Here is a 17410-nt window from a genome sequence, read left to right on the forward strand (position 1 = left end):
TTCACACCTCCGGGGTCATCGCACTGATCAGAATGAGAAACATCACGCTTCCTAAGGGAATGAGGAAGTAGATGATGATGATCAAAAACATCGGGCTCGATTCCCCACTCATAATAGACATAATCGACTGGAGGATGATCAAAAAGAGCGTGCCGGCCACCATCGCCGTCACATAGGACTCGGCGATCAAACCCAGGGTCTCGAGGAAGGTCTTCTGCTGCTGCTGGTTCTCGTTGCTGTACTGGACCGCCTTGTTCCTGAAGTATTCGGTGAGGTTGGCACCCGAGGAGATGGTTGCCATGGCGCCCTGGAGAAATTCTTTCATCCTGGAACTCGGGGTGAAGGTCGAGGCGATCCGCATCGCCTCGATGAGATCCTTGCCGAACATGTCGATCTCGCGTGAGATGTACCGCGCCTCGACTGCAGTCTCGCCGTAGATCGGACTCTGCCCGAGGAGCCGGAAGACCTCGGCCGGGGTGATCCCGGCCGTCGACATTGAAGTTACATAATTGATGGCGTACGGGAGGGTGGCGTCGATGTTCCGCCGCCTGTTCCCGGCGACCACCTTGGGATACATGAGGAACGAGAAGTAGGTCACCCCACCGAAGATAAGCAGGGAGAGAACGATCGCCAGGGTTGTTCCGATGAGAAGACGGTAGTCGGAGAGACCGAGGAAGAAACCGGGCAGCGCCCCTTTGTAGGTGATCATCGAGGGAATGTTGAGGAGATAGGTGAAGCCCCCGATGAGAAAGGCCATGACCAGACCGGCAAGGACCGAAGAGACGTATGCGGTCGCAAGGTAGGCCTCGAAGGGGGTCTTCATCCGCGCCTGCACCAGGTCGCTCCTCAACTCGACGAAATCGTCTCTTTTTGCCTTTGCCTGCCGTCCTAACAAGTTGAAACTGAACCGTTCAAAACCATTCATTGTTGATCAGCCTCCCTGTAGAGTTCTTCCCGCACAAGCCCGATTACTGCATCGGCGTCCCGGAAGTAGGAGATAAGCATCTTGGAAACATCCTTGTAGTGTCTGATGTTCTTGACCCGCATCCACTCAAGCATCTCCTGGCGTCTCTTCAGTTCTTCACGCATCCTGGCCTCGCTCCAACCCTTCGTCTCCATGATCGTCTCAAGGATGTACGACTTGCCCGAGTACCGGATCTCGTCGGTGGCCTGGTGCCAGGAGAAGACCTCGTTGGTGATCAGTTCGTTGGTCCTTGGGTCAATGTCCAGGATCTCGATGATCTGTTTGTTCCGCCTGATCCGCTGCCCGCCGATCCTGGCCTGAGCCTGGATACAAACGAGGTTGAGAGCGTTGAGCATGTTACGCGGCACATCCAGCGGTGGGTTTTCGAGACGGTGGACGACACTTGCGACCGAGTCGGCGTGCATGGTGGCATAGGTGACGTGGCCGGTGGACATGGCCTGGAAGAGGGTCTGGGCCTCCGCACCTCTGACCTCGCCCACACACATGTACTCGGGCCGCTGTCGGAGGGCCGCACGGAGGAGTTCGTACATGTCGATCGTACCTTTGCCTTCGGTGTCGAAGGACTCCCTGGTCACCGAGGGGATCCAGTTGGCGTGCGGGAGTTTCAGTTCCCTGGTGTCCTCGAGGGAGACGATCTTGGCCTGCGGCGGGATGAAGAGTGAGATGGCATTGAGGGCGGTGGTCTTGCCCGAAGCCGTCCCACCCGCAAAGATCGCCGAGTTTCCGGCCTCGACCGCAAGCCAGAGGAAGGCGACCGAGAGGGGGGAGAAGGTGCCCCAGCCGATGAGGTCGGTCGGGGTGATCGGTTCGTCCTTGAATTTCCTGATGGTGAAGGTCGAGCCGTGAGCGGTCACTTCCTTGCCTAACGTCATCTGGATACGAGAACCGTCCGACATCGTGGCGTCCAGGATCGGATCAGCGATGGAGATATATTTTCCAGCCCGCTGGGCAAGTTTGGTCACGAAAGAATCGAGTTCAACGGCGTTGGTGTACATCAGGTTCGTCTTGATCGACTCATAGCCAGAGTGGAAGACAAAGACCGGGTTGTCCAGTCCGTCGCAGGAGATATCCTCGATGTACTTGTCGTGCATGATCGCATCGATCAGACCGTTGCCGAGGAAGTCACGTTCAATGGTATAGTAGATCTTCTCCCTGGAGAGGGAGGAGAGATGGATCCCGTAGTCGGCGACGATCTCGTCGGAGAGGTCGCGCAGGATCTGCCGTGCCCCTTCCCGCGAGAGATCCTTGGTGCTGACGTCGAGTCTCTCGAAGAGCCGGTCCTTGATCTCGCCGAAAAGTTCGTTCTCGGCTGCGGTCAGGGCGGGTTCGAGCACCTCGTAACTGTACTCGTGAGAGGTGCTGTCATAGGATATCCGCACATAGGCGAAGGGCTCGTTGACCGGGTAGAGTTCGACCTCTTCGACACCGGCGGGGGGGGTGAAGGTGAGGTCAACGAGCGGACCGTGAACCGCAGGGTCATACTCCTCGACACTGGATTTGTGTTGGGTCCGGTCGAAGGCTCCTATCTTGCCGATCCCCCCGATCTTGCCGAGGAAGCCTGATTTTTCCCCCTTTTCCCTGCCGATCACAACATTCCTGGCTTCTTCCGCAATCGTCGGGACCGTGTCGGCCCAGAGGACGTCAATCTCAGGGGGGAGGTTGTTGACGCCGAGGGTCTCGCGGTGGTTGGGTCGCTGGAGGGTGAACTCCTCGATATCGAAGGTCGCAGCCTTCGGGAGGATGAGGTCGGAGTACACACTGAGGTCGTCGACGTCGGTGATGTCAGCGCCCGGTTCCTCTTCAGGGTTCCCAACTTCGGAGGACCATCTGCTCTTTCTGGAGACGGGCACAGCCTCCGGAGCGGGAGAGACGGCCTCCTCCTCCAGGGGGGTCTCTTCTTCCATGGAGAGAGTCGGAGCAGGGGCTTCGTCTTCCCGAGCACTGAGTATGGCGTCGACTGCTGATTTCAGTTCCCTGATGGCTTGATCGTCGAATTCTTCGTCCTGCGGCTCGTGATGGGGTGTCTCAGCGATCGGTGTGTCGGCCGGTTCCTCTGTGCCCGGAGGTGCTGCGGGTTTCTCCTCACCCAGGCCATAATTACGGGGGTCACGGACGAGGGCGCTGAGGTCGAGCCCATCCTTCTTCCCGATCAGGGACCTGAGGCCGCTGGTTTCATCCTTTTTTTCTGTTTTCGGTGGGTCACGCTGTTTTTCTTTTTTATTTTCAGAACCCTTCATCCGCTCAAGGATATCATGAAGACCTCTGTAGGGTCTCTGTTTCTCAGACATCTGTCACACCACCCATTTCAATGAAAAGTTCACTCCGTTCCCCTTTGAAGTCCACCATGAATGTGGCGACCTCGCCGGTGCTGTCGGCGACCAGGATGTCGTATGTGCCGTTGAACAACTTGAACGAGACCTGACCGTCGCCTGTCGTCGTATCATTCGCAAGGACATGCCTGCCCTTTCTGACCGACACTCTGGCACCCTCCTGTGCGGTGTCGTCTCTGAGAATGTGGAGGGCGAGCACTCCCGGCATCCTTCGCACGCCCCCGATCTCAGGGAGCGCTGAGGAGAGATGCCTCGAAAAATAGTTCTTATGAAATACCCGGCACCGCGCCACAACGAGTTCTACCACGCGGTTGTCAACGGCATAGAGGTCATACTCATCAGAGTCCCGGATCTTCAGGACGGCCGGATCGCCGTACAGTCCTCCCATTTCGTCAAGATAGATCGCACCCAGTGGCTCTCCGCCGGAATATAATATGGTTGAATTTCTTTTTCCATCTACGAATACGCCAATCGCACCCTCTTCGTTCTGTGCCTGCTCGGCCATCTCAAAATAGGCACATGATCCGAGATAGCGTGACTGACCAAGGATTTCATTGATAACATCCATTATATCCATTGCCCATCTCCCTGGCCCTCTCACGAAGGTTTCAGACTGGCGACATGCTGTTGAAACGAGGCATATCAGAAATTAAGGAGAGAAAAAATCCTCTTCGATCAGATCAATCAGCGACTTCCTCCAAAGAGAGTGTGCGCAAGTCTGTCGATAAAGTCCTGTTTTCTCTCCTCGGTCTCCTCTTCATACTCCACACCGGCGATATCGGCGGCAATTCGCCTGAAGGCTCTGGATGCCTCCGAGGTGGGGTACTTGATGACGATGGGGGTTTTGTAGGCCGCAGACCTCCTGACATTGGGGTCTTCGGGGATCATGTCGACAACACGCACGCCCAGGACGTCTTCGACGGAATGTCTCCTGATCTCAGTGTTTTCCATCCCCGAACGGTTGATGATGGCGCCATAGACTGTGCCCCCAACCATCTCGGTGAGGATCTTCGTCTTCAACGCGTCGGCCATCGAGGAGAGTTCAGGGTTGACGACGAGGATAACTTCGTCGGATATGGCGAGGGCGACAACGCCGTCCTTGCTGATCCCGGCGGCGGCGTCGACGAGGAGGTAGTCACACCGGTCCACCAGAGACCGCATGACATCTCGCAGGCGATCGGGATCGGCGTTCTGAAATCCCTGAAGAGAGATCCCGCTCGGCACCACTTTGACACCGTTCGGTCCTTCATAGATTGCGTCGTCGATCTTTGCCTGGCCGGCCAGAACTTCATGGAGGGTAACCGGAGCCTCCTCTAACCCAAGCACAAGTCCCAGATTCGCCATCCCTATGTCAGCGTCAAGGATGTAGGTTTCTTTGCCAAGTTGGGCGAGGGAGGCACCGAGGTTTACGGTGACCGTCGTTTTACCGGTTCCCCCTTTCCCGGATGCGATCGTGAATGCCCTGATCAATACGACACCTTCTACTCCAATGATTGTGGAAGATGGTATTTAAAGATACTGAAATGATGTTGGACCCATAGAAGCGTTTAAACACTCATTTAAGCACATACATATGAAAAAAGAGATAGATCCAATTAATGGGGTTTCTTTTCATCCCCAACAAGGAGGTGATCCATATTCATCTCTTTGAGGAGCAGAGAGGCATCTTTCTGGAAATCATCCTGAAGGTGTCTGAGTGCCCTGACCGCCGCAGGGTTCAGAACCTCTTTTCTCTGATGGGCCGACGTATCGGCGGTCCCTCTCTCGGGCCGCCGGGATGCCTCCTCGCCAGCGTCGAGCGTACGGACCATCCGCACCCTGGCCGCGGTCGCTTTCCCTCCCACCCGGACGGCTCTGACTGTGGTGTTCGCCTCGTGGGTTGCTGCATCGGTATCGGTATACCATGCGGCGTTCGATGGGAGGGCTACATCCAGGTCCGATAGAGAGCAGGGAAAGAATTCACCCTTTGTGACCTCTTCTCCCGCTTCGATCCTTCCCAGAGCCGCCGCACCGGCAAGTCCACCGTACTCGGCACAGGCCGGCCTCCCACACCTGAAGAGTACGGTGCCTCTCGATGCTCCACCGGAGAGTTTCAGCGCTCCTGTGAACGATCTCTTCCTGCACTCGACGACAAACTCACCGAGAGGGAGGACAAGGTGGCCCCCCGTCCCCGCAGAACGCGGCAGATGCGTGCCTACCCCCTCCAGGTGAGACTTCGGAGAGCAAGCCTGACCAGGCCAAGGTTCGCGTTTGCACTGGCGAGAACACAGATTGAAAGGTCGCCGAAGGGTGCGATGATCAGTTTCCCGCCCGGAGTCTCAAGGATGATCTGGTCGAGCCCCCCCATCTCCATATCCCCGGCGATCCTTGAACTCGCCCGGAGGAGATCCTCTGAGATCGCTGCGATCCGTTCAAAGTCGGCGGCACCGGCCGAGTGAACGGCGAAACCTTCATAAAATGCGGAGACCGCCACAACGCCGGGCTGAGAAAGTACAAGGTTGAGGGACTCCTCGTCCAGTTCAGGAACCGTGGCCCGGGGGGGCGGGGCTTCGGTTTCAGGTTCTGAGATCTCTTCCGGTTGATGGAATTCAACCAGAGACGGGGGCTCTTCAATCTCAGGTTCCATGATCTCCTTCCCGCCGATCAGACAATCTGTCTCGTTGCACCAGGACAGGGCCAGGGCGTACTCCTCAGGGCTATACCGATTGAGTTCAGAGGAGAGAAACGGCCTCGCAGAAAGGTACTCCAGAGCGGCATTTCCCTTCAGTTCATGGGAAGCGTCCTGGTACCCCGCTGCCACCGGGTTCCCCTCGTCAGAGAGGACAAAGCCCTCTCCGTCCTCGGAGTGAATGCGCACGATCGCCTGGAATGCGCTGGTGAAGGGGAGCACCTCCTCCAGCGGGGCCGTCATGCTGCCAAAACTCCGTCCATCAGGCAGTGTCATACTCACAGTGCTGCGGTTATTCGGTCTCTGTTCTTCTTCAGTTCATACCTGATCCTGCCGATATTGACGCCGTCGTTTGCAACGATCGCGATCAGTTCGTCTTCAGAGAGGGGCGAGAGGAGGATCGGGCCGTTCTGTAATTCCACGAGCATCTGGTTCAATTCGCCCTTGCCAAGTTCGGAGCCCATCGCCTCGGAGGTACCCATACCTGTCGAGGCCATGGCACCGAGGGCGTCGGTGTCGATCTCACCGGAGACGGCGTCCTCGATTACGAACCCGTCCCTGCCAATGACAACCGCTGCAGTCACACCATCCAGTCGTAGAAATTCCATAAGAATCTGTTTCAAGATTTCCATATTCAGTTCACCTCAGTGACGTCGAGCACCTCACAGCCGTTGCCCGTACGCCTGACCACCTCGATCCGCATCGGCATCCTGCCGATGGCGTGTGTCGCACATGAGATGCATGGATCATAGGCACGGATGACCATTTCGATCTTGTTCGATCCTTCTTCAGTCAGTTCTCCACCTTTTATGACCTTCCGGGCAACATCTTCGACACCGCGGTCCATGGCATAGTTGTTCTGGCAGGTGGCGACGATCAGGTTGCATTTCTCGATCATCCCGTCGCCGTCGACGGTATAGTCGTGGATGAGAGTACCGCGCGGGGCTTCGATGATCCCGACACCACGGTTGGCGGCGACGCCTTCGACTGGCGTCCGGATATCGGCCCCGGTGATGCCGGGGTCTTCGAGGAGGGCGACGGCCCGTTCGCAGGCCGAGAGGAACTCGATGTATCTCGCGATATTGTAGGCGAGCGGGGCCTGGACCACCCGGCCGAAAGCGCCCCTGTACTCGGCGAGGGCGGCATCGGCCTCAGGCGTGCCCATCGACTCCGCAATGTTCAGCCTGGCCAGCGGGCCGACGCGGTAGGCATTGCCGCCAGCAAGGCGGCAGAACTTGAGGTATGACCAGTCCTGAGAGTACTCCTCGATGTGGTTCAGGTACCCGGCGCCGGTAAAGGAGGCAGTCTCCCGGCCGTCGGGACCGAGGATCTTCACTTCACCACCGCTGAGGGCATGGACGCCGTTCTGCGCCATTCCCATAAACGATGTTTCCACCGCACCGAAGGAGGTGTCGAGCCCGTCCATCAGGCTGCGGGCAGTTTCCCAGCCCTCTCTTGCAATAGCAAGTCCGTCCTGCGCCGAGGTAAGGAGGGTCTGGCGGCGCTCCTCCGAGAGAGGCATGGACATTCCGCCAGGAATAGCGTTGCTCGGGTGGATCGGTTTGCCGCCGACGGCCTCGGTGATCCGCTGTCCCAGTTTTCTCACTTCGATCGCCTTCTTCGCGATCTCGGGCGAGTGTCTGGCCAGTCCGAGGACATTGCGTTCGGCCGCGGGGGCGTCGCCGAGGAGGAAGTCGGGCGCGGCGAGCATGAAGAAGTGGAGGGCGTGCGAATGGATGAACTGCCCGGCTAGCAGGAGGTCGCGGAGTTGTTTGCCGGTCTGCGGGGGCGCGGCCCCGAAGATCTGGTCGCAGGCCGCGGCCGCGGCCAGGTGGTGGGAGGTCGGGCAGATCCCACAGATCCTGGGGGTGATCCTGGGGGCCTCCTCGACGGCAGCGCCGAGGAGAAACTTCTCGAAGCCGCGGAGCTCGACCACATTAAAGTGGGCGCCCGCGACTTCGCCGGCATCGTCGAGTTCGATCCGCACCTGGGCGTGCCCCTCGATCCTGGTCACGGGGGAGATGGTCAGTTGCGTCACTGCGCTCCCCCCTTGACCAGGTCACGGATCTTGGAGATGTCCTTGTCCTCCATCACCAGGCTCCCGACGGTGAAGGGATACATCGTATGGGCAACATCGTAGAGTTGCTTCTCGACCTCCTTCTCGGGGAGGTCGGTGAGGTCGGCGATCCGGCGGACCATCATGTTGTAGATGTCGCGGCAGGGTTCGCGGAGAATGTCCAGGGACGGGCCATTGCACCCGTGACAGGGGACGTTGTTACGCGGGCAGGAGGCCCCGCACCGCCCGAAGGTGACCGGGCCGAGGCAAAGGTAGCCCTGGCCGAGAAGACAGGTGTCGGGCTCAGGGACTCCTTCATACCGGCGCTTGAGGTGCCAGTCCTTAATCTCCCCCATCTTCCGGTCGCACTCGGAGCAGACCGACTTCTTCGAGAGTACGGTCTTGTCCCCGGCGACGAGGGCGGGAAGGATGGTCTTGAGGAACTGCTCTTTGGGCGGGCACCCGGTGATGTAGTAGTCTACTTTCACCAGGTCGCCAACGGCAAAGGCCCGGTACAGGAAGGACGGGACGTCGGTGGGGACGATATTGTCTTTGGCCGCGCTCTCCACGCCCTGGTAGACATAGTTGAAGAGGTCTTCCTGTTTGCCGATCATGGAGAGGCCCGAGACCCCGCCGTAGCAGGCACAGGTGCCGAAGGCGATGAGAATCTTCGATCGTTTTCTGAGGAGGTTCAGTCGTTCCTGGTTCTCCTCGTTCCTGACCGCACCGGTGACGAAGGCGATGTCGATCCCTTCGGGGGGTTCTTTGGCGTCCATGATCACCGGGGAGTAGACGATCTCGGCCTCGGAGACGAGGTCGAGGAGGGCCTCGTGGAGGTCGAGAACCGAGATGGTACAGCCGGAACAACCGGCAAGTTCTTCGATTGCAATCTTCACGCTCATGTCATCACTTCAGGATCAATTTCTTCAGACAGGCGTTCGGGCCGGTGTGTACGATCTCGAGTTTCGCACGCCGACCGGTGATCTCCTCGATCGCACCGACGACATAGCCGTACAGTGTCTGGCAGAGGGGGCCGCCCTGTTCCATGCCGTTGCATCTGAGGGTCTGGCGGACGATGCAATCGTGGAAGACCAGGAAGATGAAGGTCTCTCCGTTCTCGGTGACCACGTAGTCCTCTTTGTCTGCAGGTTTCCAGAGTTCGAAGGTGTACTGGCCGTGGAGGATGTACGAGAGTTCGCGCAGCGCCTCCTCGACGTCTTCGATCTTTCTGAAGTACTTCGCTGTCTCGTGGCCGAACTTCTTGCCGGCCCTGAAGGTGACCGCGTTCGCTCCCCTCCCCGAGATCTCCTGGAGCGACTTGATGATCAAGCCGTTCATTCTCATGACGCCGTGGAGGGTCGGTTCAAACTCTTTTGCCGAAGGGGCACAGGAGATGGGGACATCTTCGGCTCTGAAGACCGAACCGGTCTTGAATTGTTTGTTTATCTCTTCGATACTTTCTGTCATCAGATCACCCGGTTGAGCATCTCGCAGACGCGAAGGTCGACATAATGCCGTTTCGATGGGTAGACCCCTCGATGCTCCAGCGCCTGGGCAGGACATATCTCATGACACGAGAGGCACCCCATGCAGTTCTCCGGGCGGACCGGGACACTGGTGCCGCCCTGGAGTTCAAAGACTCGCATGGGACAGTCTTTCACGCAGAGGCCGCAGCCATTGCATGCCGATGAGTCAACGGATATTTCTATCACACACACCACCAAACATAATTGCAGGACGATACAATTTACCGACTCAACAATATTAAAATCTATTGAAAATAGTTAGGCTTAAAAACAGTGCCAATAATAAGAATAAAGCACCATGATCCTTTCCCTCCTCTTTGCCTCGGCCGCAGTCGGGATCACCCTGCTCTATGCATCGGTCCTCGACCACCGCGAACGGCGGGTACCCTTCAGGACCTGGTATCCCATGCTCGCCGTCGCGTTCCCCTCGGCACTCTTTTTTTATGCCGGTTTGCTCATCGGTGGGAATATGGGAACGGCCATCTACTTCGCCGCGCTCTCCCTGATCTTTTCAGCGGTCTTCTACGCCTTCGGGAGTCTCCACCTCTTCGGTGGCGCCGACGCGTGGGCCCTGATCTTTCTCTCGGCCTGTATCCCCGCGTTTCCACTCGAACCCCTCTACGGGATGCCGCCGCTTGGATTCTTCCCCTTCACCGTCCTGACCAACGCCCTCATCCTCAACCTCGCAGCGCCGGCCCTCCTCTTCGCGAGGAACGTGGTCAACCGGGACTTCGCCCCCTTCCCGTACATGTTTCTCGGCTACCCGGTAGACGGGGAGCGGATCAGGGATCATTACGGGTTCGTAATGGAAGAGATCGAAGAGGGCGACGACGGCACGCTCTCCCGTCGGTTCATGCGGATCAGAGACTCGCTGCGCCGGACCGTGAAGGGGGGCGAGCGCAGGATGTACACAAAGGATCTGCGCGAACATCCTGAGCGCTACAGAAAAGAACTCTCTCTTTACAAACAGGCCCGGACAGTCTGGATCAGTTACGCCGTCCCCTTCATCATCCCGATCACTGCAGGTTTCCTCACCGCGCTGTTTATTGGCGATCTGCTCTATATGATCATGAGGATGCTTATAGGGGCCTGAAGGAGATGGAACTGAATTATACCGGCGGCCTGGTCCCGGTCATCGTCCAGGACGCGAAAAGTCGCGAGGTGCTGATGCTCGCCTACGCAAACGACGAGGCGGTGCAACTCACCCTGGAAACGGGGTTTGCTCACTACTGGTCCCGCAGCAGGGGCAAAATATGGAAGAAAGGCGAGGAGAGCGGGAATGTCCAGCGAGTCCGGGAAGTACGGGCCGACTGCGATGCGGACACTCTCCTCTACCTCGTTGAGCAGAAAGGAGCGGCCTGCCATACCGGGCATTATTCCTGTTTTTATCGCTGTATCAACGGAGAAGAGATCGCCCCCCCCCTCTTCGATCCGTCAGAAGTATATCCTAATAAGGGATAAACACACGTAAACTATGGTGAATTTTTTATGAAAATAGTGCCTGATACCAGTGTCGTTATAGACGGACGCATCACCTCCATGATAAAGGCCGGCGAATATACAGGTGCGACAATAATCATCCCCGAAGCAGTCGTCGCAGAACTCGAGGCCCAGGCCAACCAGGGGCGCGAGATCGGGTTTTCCGGGCTTACCGAACTGCAAGAACTCTCCAGGATGGCGAACGAAGGGACAATCGAACTGCGGTACGTGGGCGAACGCCCCAACCTCAACCAGGTCAAACTCGCCAGCGGCGGCGAGATCGACGCCCTGATCAGGAATGTCGCCATCGAGTACGACGCAAAGTTCATCACCAGCGATGTGGTCCAGTCCGAAGTGGCGAAGGCCAAGGGAATCGATGTCCTCTATCTCAGACCCCAGACCGGGGAAGCGACCCCTCTTCTTATCGATCAATACTTCGACGAGGACACGATCGCGGTGTACCTTAAGGAACGGGTACCCCCGATGGCAAAGAAGGGGACGCCCGAGGCGATGCACCTGGTGCAACTGCGCGATAACCCGATGAACGAGTACGAACTCCGCACGATGGCGCAGGAGATCCTCGAACGGGCCAAGCGCGATCCCGACGGTTTCATCGAGATCGAACGCCGGGGGATCACAGTCGTCCAGATCGGCTCGATCAGGATGGCCATCGCCCGTCGGCCCTTCTCCGACGGGATGGAGATCACGGCGGTCAGGCCGATCCGGGACGTAGCCCTGGAGCAGTACGCCATGGCCGGGCTGATCAAGGAGCGGGTCAGGGACACGCGTCGCGGGGTGCTGATCGCAGGGCCGCCCGGCGCCGGAAAGAGCACCCTCGCCCAGAGCATCGCAACCTATCTCTCAGACGAGGACTTCATTGTCAAGACGATGGAGGCGCCGCGCGATCTCCAGGTGCCGGACAATATCACGCAGTACACCGCCCTCGAAGGGAGTATGGAGAACACCGCCGAGGTGCTCCTCCTGGTCAGGCCCGATTACGTGGTCTTCGACGAACTCCGCAAGAACGAGGACTTCAGGGTCTTTGCCGACATGCGGCTTGCCGGTGTCGGGATGGTCGGGGTGATCCACGCCATGCAGGTGCAGGACGCTCTGCAGCGGTTCTTCGAGCGGATCGACTCGAGTGTCCTCTCCCAGATCGTGAACACCATCATCTTCGTGGACAACGGGAAGATCACCCAGGTCTTTGATGTCGACTTTGCGATCAAGGTGCCCGAGGGTATGAACCCCGACCTGCATATCCGTCCGGTGACGACCGTGCGCGATTCCCTATCCGGCGAGATCGTCTTTGAGGTCTTCAAGTATGAGGGCGAGACGGTTGTGGTGCCGTTCCATGGCACACCCCGCCCCCGCCCCCACCCTCGCCCTGTGGAACCGCAGCGGCCCAGGCCGGCAGTTGTCGAGAGGGCACCCCCACAGCCGGAGGTCGAGAGAGAGACCGAGGAACCGACAAAGGAGGCAGCCGAGGAGAAGATCAGACACGAACTCGGACGCTACACGGTCGGACAGGTGGATGTCTTCATGAAGAGCGACTCCAAGGCGGTTGCCTATATCGAAGATAAGGATGTCCCCGCAGCAATCGGGCGCGGCGGGAAGAATATCGCTGCGATCGTCAACAAACTCGGGGTCGGGATCGATATCAGGCCCAGGTCCGAACTCCCGAAGACGAACGAGGTCGAGGCTGAGGCCGAAGAACTTGAGGCGAGCGAGGGGCTTCGTCTCCGTGTCGAAAAGAGACACCTGACGCTCGTCGCCCCCGAACACAAAGAGGCGATCGTGGACGTCTTCGCCGGGAAAGAATATCTCTTCACGGCGACGGTGAACGAGAAGGGTGAGATCGATCTTGCAAAGAGCAGCAGCATCGCGCAGGAGTTGATTCGCAGATACAACGACCATGAGATCATCAGACTGAGAGCAGTATAAGTGAAGTTCAGGAGTGACAATTCGTGGCAGAATGGGACATACAGAAACTGGAAGAGAAGTATCGTGATGTCTGGCCGGCGACCTTCGAAGCCGACCCTGACGAGAAGGATAAGTTCTACCTGAACGTCGCCTTTCCCTATCCGAGCGGGGCGATGCATGTCGGGCACGGCCGGACCTATATCGTCCCCGATGTGGTCGCACGGTTCTGGAGGATGCAGGACAAGAACGTCCTCTTCCCGATGGCGTTCCATGTCACGGGAACGCCGGTGATCGGGATCTCCAAGCGGATCGCAAAGGGCGATCCCGACACGGTGCGGCTGTACCGCGATCTCTACCAGGTGCCTGAGGATGTGCTGGCAAAGTTCGACGACCCCATGACGATTGTCCGGTACTTTGCCGGGGACTACGAGCGGATCATGCGCCGGTGCGGGTTGTCCATCGACTGGCGGCGCCGGTTCATCACGGTGGACCCGCAGTACTCGAAGTACATCGAGTGGCAGTATGCCCACCTCAAGGAGGGCGAGCATGTGGTCAAGGGCGTCCACCCGGTGAAGTACTGTCCGTCGTGCGACAACCCGGTCGGCGACCACGATCTCCTGGAGGGCGAGAAGGCCGAGATCATGAAGTTCACCCTCATCCTCTTCGAGTGGCAGGGTGCGAAGATCCCGTGCGCCACGCTCAGGCCCGAGACGATCTACGGCGTCACGAACCTCTGGGCCAACCCCGAGGTCATGTACCTGCGGGCAAAGGTCGACGGCGAGGCGTGGGTGCTCTCCCGCGAGGCGGCGTACAAACTGGAGATGCAGGACCACACGATCGAAGTGACCGGCGAGGTGTCGGGCGCGGAGATCGTGGGATCGACGGCGTCCCACCCACTCTGCGGCGAGGTGCCGGTCCTGCCGGCGGCCTTCGTCGATCCCGATATGGGGTCGGGGCTGGTGATGTCGGTGCCGGCCCATGCGCCCTTCGACTATATCGCACTGCGCGACCTCCAGGAGCAGGGCGAGTTCACCGGGATCACGCCGGTGGCGATCATCACCTCGAAGGGTTACGGGGATCTCCCGGCAAAGGACGCCATCGAGCGGGCCGGGATCACGCACCAACTCGATCCCAGGATGGACGAGGTGACCCGTGAGGTCTACGGTGCGGAGTTGCTCCGCGGCACGCTCCTCCCGAACTGCGGCGAGCAGGCCGGCAAGCCGGTGAAGCAGGCCCGCGACGATGTGGCCGCACTCATGCTCGAGGAGTACGGCTCGAAGGTGATGTTCGAGTTCGATACCAGTGACGTGGTCTGCCGGTGCGGCGGCCGGGTGTACGTGAAGATCCTCCATGACCAGTGGTTTCTCCAGTATTCCGACCCGGCATGGAAGGCCCAGGTGCACCAGCAGATCGACGAGATGAAGATCGTGCCCCAGGAGGTCCGCGCCGAGTTCGATCGGACGGTGGACTGGCTCAAGGACTGGGCCTGCACCCGCCGGGTGGGCCTGGGGACGAAGCTCCCGTGGGACACGAACTGGATCATCGAGCCGCTCTCAGACTCGACGCTGTACATGGCGTTCTACACGATCGCCCACCACATCAAGAAGATCGAGCCCGAGAAGCTCACACCCGAGGTCTTTGACTATATCATCTACGGGACCGGGAACCCGACGACGGTGCCGAGGGCGACGCTCGACGCGATCAGGGCCGAGTTCCTGTACTGGTACCCGTACAATTACCGCTTCTCGGCGAAAGACCTCATCTCCAACCACCTCACCTTCCAACTCTTCCACCACCGTGCGGTGATGGAGGAGGACAAGCAGCCGCAGGGCATGGTCATCTTCGGGATGGGGCTCCTGAACGGGGCGAAGATGTCCTCATCCAAGGGGAATGTGGTGCTCCTGGACGACGCCCTCAACGAGTTCGGGCCCGATACGGTGCGGATGTTCCTGGTGGGTTCGGCCGAGCCCTGGCAGGACTTCGACTGGCGCAACGAACTCGTGATCGGCGCGAAGAAGCAGATCGAGCGGTTCTGGAACACGGTCTCCGAGGGGATCGCCGTCGAGGAGAATGACGGGCGCGAGATCGACGGATGGCTGATCTCCAGGCTCCAGCACAGGATCGAGAACACCACCCTGGCGCTGCAGAACTTCCAGACGCGGCAGGCGCTGCAGGAGGCGTTCTTCGGGATCGAGGCCGACTTGAAGTGGTACCGCCGGCGGCTGCCGACGATCGCGCCGGGTTCGGCGGCGGTGCAGGAACTCTGCTCGGCATGGGTGCGGTTGCTCGCCCCGGTGGTCCCGTACACCTCCGAGGAACTCTGGCACCAGATGGGTCACGACGAACCGGTGGCCTTCGCCCCGTGGCCGGTGGCCGACGCCGCGAAGATCGACGAGAAGACCGAACTGGCCGAGGAGTTCCTGGCGAGGACCGTGGAGGATATCGAGTCGATCATGCGGATCATCCAGATGGAGCCGCGTGCGGTGAACCTGTATGTGGCTCCGGCATGGAAGAGACAGGTCTTCTCGATCATCGCGGGCGCTGCGGACCCCAAGCAGGCGGTCAAGTTGGTGATGGCCGACGAGGGGCTGCGCGGCAAGGGCAAGGAGGCGGCCGACGCGGCCAAGCAGGTGACGAAGTTCATCCACCGTCTGCCCCCCGAGCTGGTGGAGAGCGTCGCCGCTCACGGGCTCGACGAGATGGCGGTCCTCTCTGCGGCGCAGGAGTTCCTGCAGCGGGAGTTCAATGTCCCGGTCAGGATCCTGCAGGCAGAGGGGAGCGGCGAGATGAAGGCCGACGCCGCCCTGCCGTTCAAGCCGGCGATTGTGATCGAATAATTTTCTTTTTTTGCTCTGAAAAATCGGGCATGAACCCCTGGCTCAAGCGTACGGGATGAAAATTCTTGTTGGTCTCCGGTGAGTGGATCCTTGTTCCTCTTCGGAGCAGGTGTGAGAAGGCGTGGTGATCAGACGTGCCGCTCTCATCGCAGAATCTTCACCACAGCCTCGCGCCGGGGGTTTCACCCCCGGACCCCCACGACGAAGATAGGTGCGGAGCGGCAGCTGACGGGTGTTCCCCGCCGTAAGGAATGTGATCAGAGATCCTCGCACGCCCCAATGATCTTCATGCGGTATGCCTGAGGGGTGCTCTCGAATCATGCCCGATCCTCCGCACCACACACCTTCCCCGGATTCCTCCCGCTACCAATCCTTCTTCATCGCCTCAGCCTTCATCTCCTTCGGCATCAGTTCGATGGCGTACCGCAGTGCCGTCCGCGGCATCGCTTTCTTGTGCTCCATCACATACGCGAAGATTTCGTCCCGGTGCTGCCTGCTCGCCTCCTTGAGGAGCCAGCCGTACCCTTTCTGCACCAGGTCGTCTTCGTCGGTGAGAAGGAGGTCGGCGATCTCGATCGCGTCGTCCAGAAATTTCCCGTGTTTTGCCGGAACGATCAACGAGACCGCGGCGGCCCGCCGCATCCACCGGTTCTCTGACTGTGTCCAGCATTTGAGTTCCTCGAGATACTCGGGGTATTCCTGGATGAAGTCGCCCACCGCATGGTTGCAGAGCACGTCGCACTCGGCCCAGTTGGAGATGAAGGTCTCGATCCAGCGCCTGAAGACGGCGAGGTCTCCGGGTTCGTAGCGGTCATTGAGAAGATGCGCCCATTTCGAGACGATGGACGCCTCTTCCATATACCCCGAGGAGTAGAGTTCCTCGCAGAGGGCGAAGATCTCCGCCTTGTCCCGCGTTTTCACATCCTTCCAGTACTTCTTCGCGATCGCGTGGACGGCCGAGGATTTGAGGCCGTAGCAGACGACCTCCTCCTTGAAGAACCGGCCGGAGTTCTTCCGGATCTCGGGGTCTGCCTGCTCCTGCAACTCTTCGCGGATCTGCGCAACAACCGGGTCCATGATGAATGCTGGGGGGCCGAAACAATAAGGGTTGCGAAAAGACCGCCGGGCCGTTGCCGGGTTCGACAGGCTACGGTAGTGCTCGCCCTCCACATCATCAATCTGAAGAAGTGATCGATCACGCCCCATTTTGAATAAACTGAAAAAAAGGCTCTGTTGAAAACTTCTTCTGGAGTGTGAATGGTGCTGATGCTGACCACACTCCCCCCGCGTGACTTGATTGACGGAGGATGTCACCAGTCTCAGAAATGTTCCCCCTCTGCCTTCCCGCCCCAATCGCCATCCCAGGGGTCTGGGGGCAACACCCTCGGCGCGAAGATGGGTGAAGCATGTCGATCAGAAGGGCCACCCCACCAGAAGAATGAAGACGTTTCAACGGTTCTCTCGCGCCGGGGGAGACCCCCGGACCCTCCAGGATGAAGATAGGGAAGGGGCGGCGATTGAGAGGGGTCACGGATCCTTCTACACTCAGAAAAATCTGCGAGGGGCCCTGTAGAAACCATCCTCTTTTCATCACCTCAACCCCCCGGTG

At 59.1% G+C, this 17410-nt stretch carries 16 protein-coding genes; 4 read left to right on the forward strand and 12 right to left on the reverse strand.

Features of this window, described 5'->3' with window-relative positions; translation table 11 throughout:
- Window position 1 precedes the first annotated feature (1 nt).
- The 11 genes from RJ40_RS04315 to RJ40_RS04365 form a co-directional block, all read right to left on the reverse strand.
- Window positions 2-925 carry a type II secretion system F family protein gene (locus RJ40_RS04315; protein ID WP_265582128.1) on the reverse strand — a complete coding sequence of 308 codons (924 nt, stop codon included), beginning with the start codon at window positions 923-925 and terminating at the stop codon, window positions 2-4.
- On the reverse strand, window positions 922-3273 hold the full coding sequence (locus RJ40_RS04320; RefSeq protein WP_265582129.1) for a type II/IV secretion system ATPase subunit: 2352 nt from the start codon (window positions 3271-3273) through the stop codon (window positions 922-924). Before RJ40_RS04320 ends, RJ40_RS04315 begins: the two co-directional genes overlap by 4 nt.
- A complete protein-coding gene (locus tag RJ40_RS04325) occupies window positions 3266-3892 on the reverse strand; it encodes a hypothetical protein (protein WP_265582130.1) in 627 nt (208 codons plus the stop codon). The genes RJ40_RS04320 and RJ40_RS04325 overlap by 8 nt, the downstream gene beginning before the upstream one ends.
- Before the next feature lie 107 nt (window positions 3893-3999).
- A complete protein-coding gene (gene minD / locus RJ40_RS04330; protein WP_265582131.1) occupies window positions 4000-4785 on the reverse strand; it encodes a cell division ATPase MinD in 786 nt (261 codons plus the stop codon).
- 125 nt (window positions 4786-4910) lie between these two features.
- On the reverse strand, window positions 4911-5159 hold the full coding sequence (locus RJ40_RS04335) for a hypothetical protein (RefSeq protein WP_265582132.1): 249 nt from the start codon (window positions 5157-5159) through the stop codon (window positions 4911-4913).
- A 350-nt stretch (window positions 5160-5509) separates the two neighbouring features.
- Complete coding sequence (locus RJ40_RS04340; RefSeq protein ID WP_265582133.1) at window positions 5510-6259, reverse strand: roadblock/LC7 domain-containing protein; 750 nt, start codon at window positions 6257-6259, stop codon at window positions 5510-5512.
- A gap of 2 nt (window positions 6260-6261) precedes the next feature.
- Window positions 6262-6609, reverse strand: a complete 348-nt coding sequence (locus RJ40_RS04345) for a roadblock/LC7 domain-containing protein (protein WP_322743911.1) — start codon at window positions 6607-6609, stop codon at window positions 6262-6264.
- A gap of 8 nt (window positions 6610-6617) precedes the next feature.
- Complete coding sequence (locus RJ40_RS04350) at window positions 6618-8021, reverse strand: Ni/Fe hydrogenase subunit alpha (RefSeq protein WP_265582135.1); 1404 nt, start codon at window positions 8019-8021, stop codon at window positions 6618-6620.
- Entirely contained in the window at window positions 8018-8941 is a 924-nt protein-coding gene (locus RJ40_RS04355; RefSeq protein ID WP_265582136.1) for an NADH-quinone oxidoreductase subunit B family protein, read from the reverse strand. The genes RJ40_RS04350 and RJ40_RS04355 overlap by 4 nt, the downstream gene beginning before the upstream one ends.
- A gap of 4 nt (window positions 8942-8945) precedes the next feature.
- The gene (locus RJ40_RS04360; RefSeq protein WP_265582137.1) at window positions 8946-9506 is read right to left on the reverse strand and encodes a hydrocarbon binding protein (contains V4R domain); all 561 of its coding nucleotides are present in this window, start codon (window positions 9504-9506) and stop codon (window positions 8946-8948) included.
- Entirely contained in the window at window positions 9506-9760 is a 255-nt protein-coding gene (locus tag RJ40_RS04365) for a 4Fe-4S dicluster domain-containing protein (RefSeq protein WP_322743897.1), read from the reverse strand. The genes RJ40_RS04360 and RJ40_RS04365 overlap by 1 nt, the downstream gene beginning before the upstream one ends.
- Window positions 9761-9863: 103 nt before the next feature.
- Between RJ40_RS04365 and RJ40_RS04370 the strand changes: the two genes are divergently transcribed.
- The 4 genes from RJ40_RS04370 to leuS are packed head-to-tail and all read left to right on the forward strand — an operon-like array spanning window position 9864 to window position 15801.
- Window positions 9864-10658, forward strand: coding sequence for an A24 family peptidase C-terminal domain-containing protein (locus RJ40_RS04370; RefSeq protein WP_265582139.1), 795 nt, complete (start codon window positions 9864-9866; stop codon window positions 10656-10658).
- Between the two features lie 5 nt (window positions 10659-10663).
- The gene (gene hisI / locus RJ40_RS04375) at window positions 10664-11026 is read left to right on the forward strand and encodes a phosphoribosyl-AMP cyclohydrolase (protein ID WP_265582140.1); all 363 of its coding nucleotides are present in this window, start codon (window positions 10664-10666) and stop codon (window positions 11024-11026) included.
- Window positions 11027-11053: 27 nt separating this feature from the next.
- On the forward strand, window positions 11054-12985 hold the full coding sequence (locus RJ40_RS04380) for a PINc/VapC family ATPase (RefSeq protein ID WP_265582141.1): 1932 nt from the start codon (window positions 11054-11056) through the stop codon (window positions 12983-12985).
- A 23-nt stretch (window positions 12986-13008) separates the two neighbouring features.
- Entirely contained in the window at window positions 13009-15801 is a 2793-nt protein-coding gene (gene leuS, locus RJ40_RS04385) for a leucine--tRNA ligase (protein ID WP_265582142.1), read from the forward strand.
- 363 nt (window positions 15802-16164) lie between these two features.
- On the opposite strand, the gene RJ40_RS04390 is transcribed toward leuS, so the two are convergent.
- Entirely contained in the window at window positions 16165-16878 is a 714-nt protein-coding gene (locus RJ40_RS04390) for a DNA alkylation repair protein (RefSeq protein WP_265582144.1), read from the reverse strand.
- Between the last annotated feature and the right edge of the window lie 532 nt (window positions 16879-17410).

The sequence above is a fragment of the Methanofollis aquaemaris genome (assembly GCF_017357525.1).
Lineage (GTDB): Archaea > Halobacteriota > Methanomicrobia > Methanomicrobiales > Methanofollaceae > Methanofollis > Methanofollis aquaemaris.

Coding starts and splice junctions, on each gene's coding strand:
- RJ40_RS04315 (WP_265582128.1), bottom strand. CDS start 925: ATGAATGGTTTTGAACGGTTCAGTTTCAACTTGTTAGGACGGCAGGCA.
- RJ40_RS04320 (WP_265582129.1), bottom strand. CDS start 3,273: ATGTCTGAGAAACAGAGACCCTACAGAGGTCTTCATGATATCCTTGAG.
- RJ40_RS04325 (WP_265582130.1), bottom strand. CDS start 3,892: ATGGATATAATGGATGTTATCAATGAAATCCTTGGTCAGTCACGCTAT.
- RJ40_RS04340 (WP_265582133.1), bottom strand. CDS start 6,259: ATGACACTGCCTGATGGACGGAGTTTTGGCAGCATGACGGCCCCGCTG.
- RJ40_RS04355 (WP_265582136.1), bottom strand. CDS start 8,941: ATGAGCGTGAAGATTGCAATCGAAGAACTTGCCGGTTGTTCCGGCTGT.
- RJ40_RS04360 (WP_265582137.1), bottom strand. CDS start 9,506: ATGACAGAAAGTATCGAAGAGATAAACAAACAATTCAAGACCGGTTCG.
- RJ40_RS04370 (WP_265582139.1), top strand. CDS start 9,864: ATGATCCTTTCCCTCCTCTTTGCCTCGGCCGCAGTCGGGATCACCCTG.
- hisI (WP_265582140.1), top strand. CDS start 10,664: ATGGAACTGAATTATACCGGCGGCCTGGTCCCGGTCATCGTCCAGGAC.
- RJ40_RS04380 (WP_265582141.1), top strand. CDS start 11,054: ATGAAAATAGTGCCTGATACCAGTGTCGTTATAGACGGACGCATCACC.
- RJ40_RS04390 (WP_265582144.1), bottom strand. CDS start 16,878: ATGGACCCGGTTGTTGCGCAGATCCGCGAAGAGTTGCAGGAGCAGGCA.